Genomic DNA, 12,730 nt, shown 5'->3' on the forward strand with positions numbered 1-12,730 from the left:
CATGGTGCACTATATTCAAGCGAGCAAATGGGGAGTTACTCACAAAAACGCTTCAAGCACATCCTTGTGTCGCTCGCATAAGATATCCCTATCTTATGAAGTTTTGTTCGCAACCCACCCATTCACTAGCTTTAACATCGAAGTCGCTCGGCGTTCAAACCTTGTCTGGTGACGTCGAATATTTTGCGAAAAATGGAGAACTGAACTTTTTGAAAAGCATCCTTCAAATTAGATTTAATACCACCAAACGGCGACACATCCACCAGCAACTCACCTGCCCAATCAAAAGCCAATTCGAATGGGCTTGAATACACCAAACAAGCAGCGGCAACCCCAACAGCACCACCGATGTCAGACTAAAGCCTGTTTGAATGCTGGTTTTCAAAAACTTCTTTATCAGGGATGATAAAGCAGAGCGCCCATGGATGGGTTTACCGCGTTTTTTGAAAATCATGCTTGAAACGGGCTTTTTTACCACAAATCTAGCAGCGATAAATCCGACAGCAACTCATAAGCACGGTCGAAAGCCGATTCGAATGCTAATTTTATAAAACTTCAATAGATAGGGATATCTTTTGGGAGCGGCCATGAATTGGCGAACAGCGTTTTTATAAATTTATGCTTCGAGTGGGCTTGATTACCACAGACGACCGAGCTGCGATAAATGCACCAGCAACTCACAAGTTCAATCAAAAGCTGATTCGAATGCTAATTTTATAAAACTTCAAAAGATAGGGATATCTTTTGGGAGCGGCCATGGACTGGCGAACAGCGTTTTTATAAAATTATGCTTCGAATGGGCTTGAATGCCACCAAATGTGCAGCGATTAACACCCAAACTCAAATAACATTCGCTATTTTCGCTGCTTGATAAATCGCTCTTTCGGCATCTAACTCCGCCGCTTTGGCCGCACCACCAATAAAATGTACTTTCTGTTTTAACTGCACAATCCATGACGGAATAACCGACTCCTGGCCGCTACAAATCACAATATTATTCACCTCAAGCAACCTAGTTTGCCCATCATGTTCGATGACTAAACCTTGCTGATTAATTTCTTGATAACTAACACCCGACAACATATGCACCTTATGCTGCTGCAAATGCGCTTTATGGATCCACCCTGTGGTTTTCGCTAAGTTTTTACCAATAGCTTCAGCTTTGCGCTGCAATAAATAAATATCTGAATTTGCACTAACATGAGGTTTCCTTAAACCAGCTTGATGTTCAAGGGTAAGATCTATGCCCCATTGCTGACAATAAAGCTCGGCATCACTCTTGCCGCTGTTATCCTCCAAACTCAGCTGCTCAGTTAAAAACACCGCCATATCTACACCAATGCCACCAGCGCCGATAATTGCAGTAGCTCCCATTAGGCTCACATTGCCGGATAACACTTGCTGATAGTCAAATACTTTAGTGCCAATAAAATCATCTAAGCCAGCAATATTTGGATATCTAGGTTGCACACCAGAGGCAACTATCACTTCATCAAAGTTGGCTAAATCGTCGGACTCAACTTCAATATTCAGACGAATGTCCACTGCATGTTTAGCCAACATGGTTTTAAAATATCGCAGCAGTTGTGCGAATTCACTTTTGCCCGGAATATTTTTCGCAAAGTTAACCTGACCACCAATTTCACTGCGCTTTTCAAATAAGCTCACTTGATGTCCACGCATCGCACAATACACTGCCGCCGCCATACCAGCGACACCCGCGCCAATCACAGCAATATTCTTAACAACAGCGGCTGGGTTAAATTTAAGTTCAGTTTCACGGCAAGCAACAGGGTTAACTAAACAGCTGGCGGTTTGGCCTAAAAATACTTTGTCTAAACAAGCTTGGTTACAGGCAATGCAGGTATTAATTTCATCCACTTTGCCACTTTGCGCTTTTTTCACCCAAGCACTGTCGGCTAAAAAGGGGCGCGCCATTGAGATTAAATCAGCATGGCCGTCTTGCAGTATTTGTTCTGCCGTATCGGGCATATTAATGCGGTTAACCGCTACCACGGGAATATCTACTTGCTGTTTAATTAACTGGCTCGCTTGGCTAAAAACGGCATTTGGCACCATAGCGGCTATGGTTGGCACTCGCGCTTCATGCCAACCTATGCCAGTGTTAATAATATCCACTCCGGCATCTTCCAACCATTTAGCCAGTTGTAAAACTTCCGTTTTATCACTACCCTGCTCAACTAAATCAAGCACAGACAATCTGAACAAAATTAAAAATTTATCACCTAACTTAGCGCGGATACCTTGAACAATTTTAAGCGCAAAGCGACAACGATTTTCAAGGCTACCGCCCCAAGTATCCGACCTATGGTTGGTACGCTTGGCAATAAACTGATTAATTAAATAACCTTCCGAGCCCATAATTTCGACACCGTCATAACCCGCTTGGTCAGCCAACACAGCAGCGTTAATAAAATCAGTAATCTGTTGTTCAATTTCTGTATCTGTCAGTTCTTTAGGTTTAAATGGACTAATCGGCGCTTGAATAGCAGAGGGAGCAACTACGTCAGGATGAAAACCATAACGCCCCGCATGTAATAATTGCATGCAAATTTTGCCACCTGCATTGTGCACAACTTGGGTAATTTGTTTGTGCTGCTCAACATCCGCTTGGCTTGTCATCATCGCTTGTTTTGGTGCTAATACCCCAGAGGCGTTAGGTGATATACCGCCAGTAACAATAAGTGCGACGTCATTTTCCACCCTATGCCGATAAAACTCAGCTAATGCTGCAAAACCCTGTGGCGACTCTTCCAAATTAGTGTGCATTGAGCCCATAATAATGCGGTTTTTTAACCTGTGGTGTTTAAGCGTGAGTGGCTGAAATAATTGCGGAAACTGAGTCATAATAAGCGCCTAGTTGTTATTTTTAGCTTGGGTATAGTTATAGCACAAGCAAGTGTGTTATGTTGCCTTCGAGCTGTTGTTCTTTTCCGTATACACTTTGTTTAGAGAATTTCCATGGAAGAAACCCCGTCAATTTTTGGCACGTTAAAAGCTTTTATTATTCGATATTTAAAAAAATGCCAGCAAGATGAAGTCAGTATTATTTCCGGTAATTTAGCTTTTGTGACCCTGTTGAGTTTTGTGCCTTTTGTCACTGTGATCATGAGTGTAATGAGCACCTTTGGTATTTTTGAACAGGCGCAAACCAGTATTGAAAGTTATTTACTCCATCATTTTGTGCCAGAAGCCAGCGCCGAGGTCCAAAAACACCTAGTTAAATTTATCGGCAATTTAGGCAATGCAACGGGGTTAAGCACAGCTGCGCTTTTTGTTATTGCAGTTATGCTACTGAAAAATATAGATAAAGAGCTTAACCGCATATTTGTTACCAATAAAAAACGTCCGTTCTGGCAAGATTTAATTATTTATTTAATGGTGATTATTTTAGGCCCAGTGTTAATAGGCATAAGTTTACTCGCCACCAGCGCCTTTTTAGCCAATGAATGGATCCAACAAGTTGCTAGTTGGTTTCCGGGCAATATGCTCAACGCGGGTATTCCGCTGGTTTTCTCATTTTTATATTTTTTATTGTTATACCGTTTAGTGCCAGCCAAAGCACCCAGTAGCCAAGTTGCTATGGTAGGCGCAGGTATTACTGCGATATTATTTGAAATATGTAAGTACATCTTCAGTTGGTATATCAGCGCCTTTCCAACCTACCAGTTTATTTATGGCTCATTGGCAGCCATTCCAATATTTTGTGTTTGGGTGTACTTTAACTGGCTAGTGGTATTGCTCGGTGCTGAATTTACTTGCGTGTTAGATGAATTTAGAAGCGCCTAATATTGAATCAATTAACAGGATAACTGACCCATGCTTTACCCAGATATTCAGCCAAATCAAACTTACCAATTAGACACAGGTGATGGCCATAATATTTATGTGGAAGAATCGGGCAATCCGAGAGGTTACCCTGTGCTCTATTGTCATGGTGGGCCGGGCGGTAGCAGTAGTGCGTTTTTCCGACGTTTTTTCGACCCTAACTTTTACCGCATTATCTTATTTGATCAACGCGGATGTGGCCAATCGACCCCAAGTTTGTCGTTAGAAAACAATACCACAGCACATTTGTTATCCGACATTGAGTTGATATGCCAACAACTGGAAATCAAAAAAATGGTGTTAGCAGGCGGTAGTTGGGGCACAACTTTGGCTTTGCTCTACGCCCAAAAACACCCAGAACAAATCAGCGCTATGTTATTGCGTGGAATATTTTTAGCGCGTGAACAAGATTTACAATGGTTGTACGAACCAACAGGCGCTGCGCGTTTATTTCCGGATTATAATCAAGAGTTTATTCGCGCAGCCAATTTAGCAGATGATGAACAGATAACTCACCAACAATTAGCGGCAAGTTATTTGGCGCAGCTTACGAGCAACAATCAATTTAGCCAAATAGCCGCAGCTAAACATTGGTGTAATTGGGAAAACAGGATATCTGTCTTACATCATTTGGAATCGCGCGAAAATACCGATGATATTCACGCCAATATGACAATGGCGCTGATGGAGTGCCATTATTTTACCCAAGCCAGTTTTATTGCAGAGAATCAAATTCTCAACAACATAGATAAATTACAAGATATCCCAGTGACTATCATTCATGGTAGATACGATGCGGTTTGTGATGTCAGCCAAGCTTGGCAATTAGCTGAAAAATGGCAAAATAGCCGCCTATATATAGTGCCAAACTCAGGTCACTCTTTAGGTGAACCTTTTATGGCCGAAGCATTTTTAAACGCTGCAAATAAAATTGCACGTTTTTTACAAGAAAACACTAACTAAGATAGTTCCAACGACAAAAATACCTGACAGTGTTGGTGTGATAATTTAGAGCAAAGTCTCTTTTTCAGGGATGAAAAAGCGAAGCGTACAAGGATGTATTTACAGCGTCTTTGTGAAAATTATCAGTCCAACGCTGTCGCAATACATGAGTTAACCCCAAATGATCGCATTATTACAAAGAGTTAGCCAAGCTAGCGTAACAGTTAACAACCAAATTATATCCAACATCAACCAAGGTATTTTAGTATTACTTGGCGTTGAAAAAGGCGATGACGAAACCAAAGCTAAACGCTTAGCTGAGCGTGTTGCTGGTTATCGAATATTTGAAGATGAAAATGGTAAAACCAATTTAAGTGTTAAAGATGTCGGCGGCGAAATTTTAGTAGTATCACAATTTACCCTAGCGGCAGATACCAAAAAAGGCATGCGCCCAAGCTTTTCCAATGCAGCAACACCAGAATTAGCCAATCAGTTGTATTTGTATTTTGCGAGCCAAGTTGAGGCTCAAGGGATAAAGGTGCAAACAGGGCAATTTCAGGCTGACATGAAAGTCAGCCTAATAAATGATGGGCCTATGACCTTTAGGCTAGAAATTTAGGCTGGTGATTTAGCCGTGAGGACAGCTTGCAACCATTTTGAAATAGCACCAATTTGTTCAGCACAGACATTGTGCTGCATTGGGTAGTCTTGCCATTCAACGTTAAAACCGGCTTGTTTAACCATATCGGCAGACTGTCTACCCAGCTGTACTGGAATAATTTCATCCTGTAAGCCATGCATAGCCAACACAGGTGCGGCTTTGGCAGCATCAGTTGCTTCACAGGCTAACTTATCCGCACGAGACAAATAAGCAGACAAAGATAAAATGCCAGCAGGCGCAGCAGGCTGGCGACAACCTAGTTGGTAAGCCATGACACCACCCTGAGAAAAACCAGCAATCACTAAGTTTTCATGGGTTAAATCATTTTTGCTTAACTCAGCGTCTATTAGTGCCTGCAATTGTGCAGCCGATTCTAATACACCTTTTTCATCCGCTCTGTTATTCATATCAAACGAAACTATGTCGTACCAACCACGCATAGGCAGGCCATTGTTGATGGTAATTGGTCTAACGGGTGCGTGTGGAAATACAAAACGTATGCCTAATTCTGCAGGAAGTTTTAACTCAGGCACTAGTGGGGCAAATCCATGACCCGAGTCACCTAATCCATGCATCCATACAACTAATGATTTAACTTCCCCTTGTGGGTTTACATCAATGTACGAGAGCTGCTCAGTCATAAAATCTCCGTTGTCTTTCTCGTTTGGCAAAAGTGGCTGGGCTATTTTCTAACATTATTTTGTTCAATAAACCAGCAATTTAGCTTTTAAAAGTTACTTTTGTGCCAGCTTGTTTCGCAACGGCTTCTTCAATAAAGTGCCAAAACTCATCACCAAAACGTTCATCAATCCATTTACCGTCTTGATAGCTAAAATGGTAACCATTAAATTTAGTCGCAACCCACAACTGCAATAGTGGTTCTTGTTTGTTTAAGATAATTTTGCTGCGATCAGCAAATTCAATATCTAACTTGCCACCAAAATTTTCATAATCTATGTCTAAATCGTCTTCTATTTCTTCGAGCTTTTGCTCAATTTGCAGTAAAATGTCGTCAACAAGTTGGTGATATTGGGTTTCAGTTAATTGGCTCATGTCTTTACACTTGATTTTCTAACAATGAATGCGATTATACCCGCATTCAAACAAAAGAGTTTAACAATTGTCATGAGATTTAAAACTTTGTCTGCGCTGATAAGCTGCAGCTTGTTAATTTGTGCCTGTGGTCAACGTGGGCCATTAACTATGCCAAAACCAACAGAGCAAAATACTCAGACACAAGCGCACAACAATACAGTGCAGCAAAACACTTTAGAACAAACAACAAATCAATAGGTTGAATTAGCGTGGATTTTTTTAATTACAAACAAGATCAGTTATTTGCAGAAAACGTCAGCGTGGCAGAAATTGCCGCTGAATTTAACACACCTGCATATATTTATTCGCGCGCGGCAATTGAGCGCCATTGGCAAGCATTTGATACAGCAGCCGGTGAACATCCACATTTAGTTTGTTATGCAGTTAAAGCCAATTCAAACTTAGGTGTGTTAAATGTAATGGCGCGTTTAGGTTCAGGTTTTGACATAGTGTCAGGTGGTGAACTTGCGCGTGTTATCGAAGCCGGTGGTGATCCAGCAAAAGTAGTATTTTCTGGTGTTGGTAAAACCGAAGCTGAAATTGAATATGCGTTAGAAGCCGGTATTTATTGTTTTAACGTTGAATCTGAACCTGAGCTTGATCGCATCAACAAAGTTGCCGCTGAGCTTGATAAAAAAGCTCCAATTTCAATTCGTGTTAACCCAGATGTTGACGCAAAAACGCATCCATACATTTCGACGGGTTTAAAAGCGAATAAATTTGGTATTGAGCGCGAACGTGCGCTAGAAGTATACAAATACGCAGCATCGTTATCACACTTAGATATTCAAGGTATTGACTGTCATATAGGTTCACAGCTAACTGAAATTCAACCTTTTATCGATGCACTAGACAAAGTATTGGTTTTAATTGATGAATTAGCGGCAGCTGGCATCCAAATTAGTCACCTAGACGTAGGTGGTGGTTTAGGCGTAACTTACGCGGATGAAAAGCCACCAGCAACTGAAGAATATGTTGCGGCATTAAAAGCAAAATTAGCCGACCGCACCCATTTAAAACTTATATTTGAGCCGGGCCGTTCTATCATGGCTAACGCAGGTGTGTTGATCACCAAAGTTGAATTTATCAAAAGCGGTGAAGAGAAAAACTTTGCGATTGTTGATGCAGCTATGAACGACTTAATTCGTCCAAGTTTATATTCAGCATGGCAAAACATTGTGCCAGTTAACGCAGCATTAAGCCGAGACAAAGCAGTTTACGACGTGGTTGGCCCTATCTGTGAAACAGGTGATTTTTTAGGTAAAGATCGCGAACTCGCCATAAAATCAGGCGATTTGCTTGCTGTTCGTTCTAGTGGTGCATACGGTTTTACTATGGCGTCTAACTACAACTCACGTGTGCGTGCAGTTGAGATTATGGTTGATGGCGACAAACCTTATGTTGTACGCGAACGTGAACAACTAGTCGATTTATGGAAAGGCGAACAGTTATTGCCATAATCTAAACTACAAATAGGCTGAAGTTGGCAAAGATGCAACTTCAGCCATTCACCCCAGCATAACCCCCTAATAAATTCAGCTAATTTTCTAGCTAAACGCCTGTAAAACATTGCAGTGTTAGCTATACTCAAAACATCAAAAACAAAACCAACAACGCCTGTTAAACAAATGCCAAAATTATTATTTAGTTTAATTACTGTTGTTTTGTGCGCTCTGCCGAGTCACGCAGACGAGCTCATTATTGGACTAGATGCCGATTTATCTGCAGTAGCAGTAGAAGGTGGTATCGCCATTCAACGCGGCGCGCAACTAGCAATTGATGAAATAAATCAAGCAGGAGGCTTACTGGGTAAACAACTAAAATTAGTTAGTAAAGACCATAGAGGCAATCCGGCTCGCGGCCAACGCAACATAGAACAATTTGCCCAACAGCAAAACTTAGTTGCTGTACTTGGAGGTATTCACACACCAGTAGCTATGTCTGAATTACCTTTGATTCATAAACATAAACTGATTTATTTAGGCCCTTGGGCCGCAGGCACACAATTGGTCAACAATGGTTATACACCCAATTACGTTTTTAGAGTGTCATTGCGTGACCAAGACGCAGGTGTCGTTTTACTCAAACACGCCAAACAAAACAATTTAACTCAAGTGGCGCTGATGTTAGAACATACAAGCTGGGGACGTTCGAACAAACAATCGCTCGAACAAGCGGCCTTACAGCTTGGCCTCAATATTACTCACCTTGAATGGTTCAATTGGCGTGATTCAGAAATGACCAATAAAGTAACGCGCGTTTTGGCGACTCAACCTCAGGCCATCATATTGGTTGCGAATGCACCCGAAGGTGCACAAATTGTCAAAGCTATGCATAAATTGCCAACAAATATGCAAAAGCCGATTATCTCCCACTGGGGTATCACCTCTGGCAATTTTGTTGAACAAGTTGGCTTAGATATTATTCGCCAATCAGACATTCGAGTTATACAAACTTTCTCGTTTTTTACCGCAGAAAATATGCAAAAATCAACCAGCGTACTGCAAGCATATAACCAAAAATTTCAGACAAATTACACCGAGCAGACAGTTCCGTCTGCCGTTGGTATTGCGCATGCCTACGATTTAGTTCACATGTTGGCACAAGCAATCCGTCAGGCAAAAACGACTGAAAGTTCAGCCGTCCATAATGCATTGGAAAATTTGCCTGAGTATCAAGGTTTAGTCAAAACCTATAAACGTGCATTTAGCGCCAACAAACACGATGCGCTTGAGCCTGATGATTACCATGTATTCGCCTTTGACAACTTTGGTTATCTCTCTAACATTCCAAGCGTTACTCGCGCGGCAAAAATAATTCAATAAGGTTAACAAGCAAGGCATGGACGAACAAAACAAACCAACGCTTCACCAACATATCACCCGCAAAACACTGCCAAAAGTGCTAACTATGCTGGTAATTGTTGGTTTTTTAATTGTCGTTTATGTACAAAGACTCGTTGAACATGAAATAGTTGAACAACAACAAGAAATTGCCGAACAATTTAACCATGTTCTCAATAAAACCCAAACTGCACTGCAATCTGAAGTTGAAAACTTAGCCCTGAATGATTTAGTGGTAAACAGTTTAGTTGACCTTGAAGGACGGCAACAATATATCAATTTACTGTTTAATTCGTTTGTGTTTGCAGGCATAAAAGATAGCCAAATTAGTCTGCTTGATTTTGAAGGGCAAGTAGTCACCAGCAACCAAAGTAAACATCAAATCATTGATAAAAAACTCTGGTTTAATCCAGTATTACAACAAGGGCAAAGCTACTATCACTTATCAGAAAAAGGCTGGTTGTTTATTGCGCCTATAAAGTACGGAGCAGCGCCAGAAGGCGCTATTTACGCGCATATTCCACGGCAACAAGTTCAGCCACTGCTGACACTCAACTTATTAAAAACCGATATTGTTTACGTAGATAAACACAACAATATCCTGTTCCAATCAAACCTTGAGCTGGCGACTGAAACGCTGCAACTGAAAACAGCGCAACTGCAAGAGTTTAAATATTATGTCGAGAGTTTAGCCGACGGCAGTAAAATTTATGTTTTACAAAAAGCTGAATACGCATATCAACAAGTGATCATTTTTATTATAGTTTTAATTGTGATCTTAATCGGTTTAATCATAGTTACCACCTACAGCATAAGCTTAGCGGCTAATTTCGCCTCGCAGACCTTACATCAATTTGTCAACGCTATTGAAAACCAAGATAAACAGGATTTCGACCAAACAGCCGACTACCAAAGCATAGAGTTGCATGAAATGGCGCAACTGCGAAAACAATTCGACGGCTTACTCGAAGAGTTGTTTGCAACTAACGTGTCTAAAGAGCAATTTCAAAGTGTTATTAACTCAATTTCAGAGTCACTTGCAGTGTTTGATTTAAATGGCCGCTGTTTGTTGCACAATAATGCTTTTGACGAGTTTCAATCTCAGGTGTTAACTGAAGGGGTTGCCTCGATCAATTTGATCGACAGTCAACATAGAGCAGCGGTATTTAATGTAAAAAATGAGTTGTACGAATTTGAAAGCATGTACAACTTAAAAGATCAAAATAATAACTACAAACAAGTTTTTATCCATTGGCACAGAACTTTATATTTAACCTCAGATGGACGGCTCGCCGGTATAGTCTTGGTGGGTATAGATGTAACTATGCAAAAAAGCATAGACAGAGAGCTACTGATTCGCGACCGAGCGATAGAAACAGCACCATGTGGCATCCTTATAGTGGATGCTAGCGTCCAGTCTCAACCAATAGTGTATGTCAACCCAGCGTTTGAAGCGATAACAGGTTACGACAGAACTGAAGTACTCGGGAAAAACTGTCGTTTTTTACAAGGGAAAAATTCAGATCCTCAAATTGTTGAACAAATTCGCCAAGCAATTCATTTACAACAAGCTATTACCACCACAATTATCAATTACACCAAACAAGGCAAGGAGTTTTACAATCAGTTATCTATTACCCCAGTTTTTGACAGCCATAACCATTTAACCCACTTCCTTGGCATTCAAAATGATGTCACTGAACGTATAACGGCAGAAAATCAGCTAAAAACCGCGATACTAGAACGAGAGCAAGCGCTAGAAAAAGCCCAAGAATCAGCCAAATTAAAATCAGCCTTTTTGGCCAGTATGTCGCATGAAATCCGCACACCGATGAATGGGGTTTTAGGCATGCTCAATATCTTACAAAATACAGATATGAGTTCGCGCCAGCACCACTATACTAAGCTTGCACAACACAGTGCCAATTCACTGCTGGTGTTAATTAACGATATTTTGGATTTCTCGAAAATAGAGGCTGGCAAAATTGATATAGAGAAAGTCGCAACAAATGTACAAGATTTGATAGAAAATGTCGGCCAAACCTATTCAATAAAAGCGTTTGAAAAAGGTTTGCAACTACTAGTAGACGCAACCGAGTTACAACACCATCACTTAGTTACAGACCCAACCCGGTATCGACAAATTTTAACCAACTTGGTTGGCAACGCCATCAAATTCACCGAACAGGGTTCGGTGACCATCAAAGCGCATAGTCAACTATTAACTGAGCAAAACTTAGTACGCCTGCAAGTTGAAGTTATCGATACTGGCATAGGTATTGAACCAAATAAATTTTCCGCACTGTTTTCGGCATTTACTCAAGTAGATGCATCTACTACCAGAAAATTTGGTGGCACAGGTTTAGGTTTAGCTATTAGCCAACAATTGGCAAGTTTGTTAGATGGTGATATTCAAGTACAAAGCCAACACGGCCAAGGGAGTAACTTCACCATAGTTATAGATTGCGAAATTGCTCAAGTTGAAGATAAAACCACTCGATACACTTATAATTCGGGTCAGCAAAAAGTTGTGTTGGTAGGAGAACAAACTCAATACAAAACATTATTAACCAAACAGTTCCAACAAATTATCCAGCATACACAAAGTTTTGAATTGGCTGAGCAGCTTGCTGCTACCGAGTTAACTAACAGCATAGCCTGTTTTACCGATTTACTCACAGGTGCGCTGACAACAAGCCAATTAATTCAACAAATTGAAACACACGCGCAAGACATAACTTGTTTAGTGATTCATCCGGTAAATTATCCAAATGAAGCGCTACGGGAATTGGTTGCGGACAATATTAAGCTACTGTCTTACCCGATAACCACCCAAGAACTCGTGAGCGTATTAAATAGCTTAAGTGATAATGCTCAGCAAAAAAACAAGCACAAAGCGGATATAACACAGTCACCAACAAATAAGTTCAAACGTATATTATTAGTTGAGGATAATGAAATAAATCAGCTGGTTGCACAAACCATGTTAGAGGCGTACGCGGAAAAAATTGATATTGCTAATCATGGATTAGAGGCAATTGAAGTTTTGGTCGCTAGCCAGCAGATAGGCCAAACATACGATTTAATTTTAATGGATTGCCAAATGCCACAACTAGATGGCTATCAAACAACCATCAAAATTCGCCAAGGTGAATGTGGTGACTGGTGTAAAAACATCCCAATTATTGCGATGACAGCCAATGCCATGGTTGGCGACAAAGAAAAGTGTTTAGATGCTGGTATGGATGACTACATAGTCAAACCAATAAATAAACAGGTTGTCGCCGAAGTTTTAGCCCATTGGCAACAAAAACATCAACAAAGTGCATTACTCAATTGA

At 40.8% G+C, this 12,730-nt stretch carries 10 protein-coding genes; 7 read left to right on the forward strand and 3 right to left on the reverse strand.

What is annotated here, in order from left to right; translation table 11 throughout:
• Positions 1-840: 840 nt before the first annotated feature.
• Entirely contained in the window at positions 841-2,868 is a 2,028-nt protein-coding gene (locus ACMZOO_RS07480; protein WP_440906064.1) for an FAD-dependent oxidoreductase, read from the reverse strand.
• A 114-nt stretch (positions 2,869-2,982) separates the two neighbouring features.
• On the opposite strand from ACMZOO_RS07480, the gene ACMZOO_RS07485 reads away from it, so the two are divergent.
• From ACMZOO_RS07485 to dtd, 3 genes are all read left to right on the forward strand, one after another.
• The gene (locus tag ACMZOO_RS07485) at positions 2,983-3,810 is read left to right on the forward strand and encodes a YihY family inner membrane protein (RefSeq protein ID WP_440906065.1); all 828 of its coding nucleotides are present in this window, start codon (positions 2,983-2,985) and stop codon (positions 3,808-3,810) included.
• 30 nt (positions 3,811-3,840) lie between these two features.
• Positions 3,841-4,812: a prolyl aminopeptidase gene (pip, locus tag ACMZOO_RS07490; RefSeq protein WP_440906066.1), complete on the forward strand. Its 972-nt coding sequence runs from the start codon at positions 3,841-3,843 to the stop codon at positions 4,810-4,812.
• A gap of 160 nt (positions 4,813-4,972) precedes the next feature.
• Positions 4,973-5,410, forward strand: a complete 438-nt coding sequence (dtd, locus tag ACMZOO_RS07495; RefSeq protein ID WP_440906067.1) for a D-aminoacyl-tRNA deacylase — start codon at positions 4,973-4,975, stop codon at positions 5,408-5,410.
• On the opposite strand, the gene ACMZOO_RS07500 is transcribed toward dtd, so the two are convergent.
• Positions 5,407-6,093, reverse strand: coding sequence for an alpha/beta hydrolase (locus ACMZOO_RS07500; RefSeq protein WP_440906068.1), 687 nt, complete (start codon positions 6,091-6,093; stop codon positions 5,407-5,409). The genes dtd and ACMZOO_RS07500 overlap by 4 nt on opposite strands.
• A gap of 79 nt (positions 6,094-6,172) precedes the next feature.
• A complete protein-coding gene (gene cyaY / locus ACMZOO_RS07505; protein ID WP_016956202.1) occupies positions 6,173-6,505 on the reverse strand; it encodes an iron donor protein CyaY in 333 nt (110 codons plus the stop codon).
• Between the two features lie 72 nt (positions 6,506-6,577).
• On the opposite strand from cyaY, the gene lptM reads away from it, so the two are divergent.
• The 4 genes from lptM (at position 6,578) to ACMZOO_RS07525 (ending at position 12,730) form a co-directional block, all read left to right on the forward strand.
• A complete protein-coding gene (gene lptM / locus ACMZOO_RS07510) occupies positions 6,578-6,745 on the forward strand; it encodes an LPS translocon maturation chaperone LptM (RefSeq protein WP_157447273.1) in 168 nt (55 codons plus the stop codon).
• Positions 6,746-6,756: 11 nt separating this feature from the next.
• On the forward strand, positions 6,757-8,007 hold the full coding sequence (gene lysA / locus ACMZOO_RS07515) for a diaminopimelate decarboxylase (RefSeq protein ID WP_440906069.1): 1,251 nt from the start codon (positions 6,757-6,759) through the stop codon (positions 8,005-8,007).
• Between the two features lie 168 nt (positions 8,008-8,175).
• Positions 8,176-9,372 carry an ABC transporter substrate-binding protein gene (locus ACMZOO_RS07520; RefSeq protein ID WP_440906070.1) on the forward strand — a complete coding sequence of 399 codons (1,197 nt, stop codon included), beginning with the start codon at positions 8,176-8,178 and terminating at the stop codon, positions 9,370-9,372.
• Between the two features lie 16 nt (positions 9,373-9,388).
• A complete protein-coding gene (locus ACMZOO_RS07525) occupies positions 9,389-12,730 on the forward strand; it encodes an ATP-binding protein (RefSeq protein WP_440906071.1) in 3,342 nt (1,113 codons plus the stop codon).

The organism is Catenovulum sp. SX2 (assembly GCF_052056295.1).
GTDB lineage: Bacteria > Pseudomonadota > Gammaproteobacteria > Enterobacterales > Alteromonadaceae > Catenovulum.

Excerpts from the sequence above, each read along its gene's own strand:
- ACMZOO_RS07525 (WP_440906071.1), top strand. The coding sequence starts at position 9,389 with ATGGACGAACAAAACAAACCAACGCTTCACCAACATATCACCCGCAAA.
- lptM (WP_157447273.1), top strand. The coding sequence starts at position 6,578 with ATGAGATTTAAAACTTTGTCTGCGCTGATAAGCTGCAGCTTGTTAATT.
- ACMZOO_RS07480 (WP_440906064.1), bottom strand. The coding sequence starts at position 2,868 with ATGACTCAGTTTCCGCAATTATTTCAGCCACTCACGCTTAAACACCAC.
- ACMZOO_RS07485 (WP_440906065.1), top strand. The coding sequence starts at position 2,983 with ATGGAAGAAACCCCGTCAATTTTTGGCACGTTAAAAGCTTTTATTATT.
- dtd (WP_440906067.1), top strand. The coding sequence starts at position 4,973 with ATGATCGCATTATTACAAAGAGTTAGCCAAGCTAGCGTAACAGTTAAC.
- pip (WP_440906066.1), top strand. The coding sequence starts at position 3,841 with ATGCTTTACCCAGATATTCAGCCAAATCAAACTTACCAATTAGACACA.
- ACMZOO_RS07500 (WP_440906068.1), bottom strand. The coding sequence starts at position 6,093 with ATGACTGAGCAGCTCTCGTACATTGATGTAAACCCACAAGGGGAAGTT.
- ACMZOO_RS07520 (WP_440906070.1), top strand. The coding sequence starts at position 8,176 with ATGCCAAAATTATTATTTAGTTTAATTACTGTTGTTTTGTGCGCTCTG.
- cyaY (WP_016956202.1), bottom strand. The coding sequence starts at position 6,505 with ATGAGCCAATTAACTGAAACCCAATATCACCAACTTGTTGACGACATT.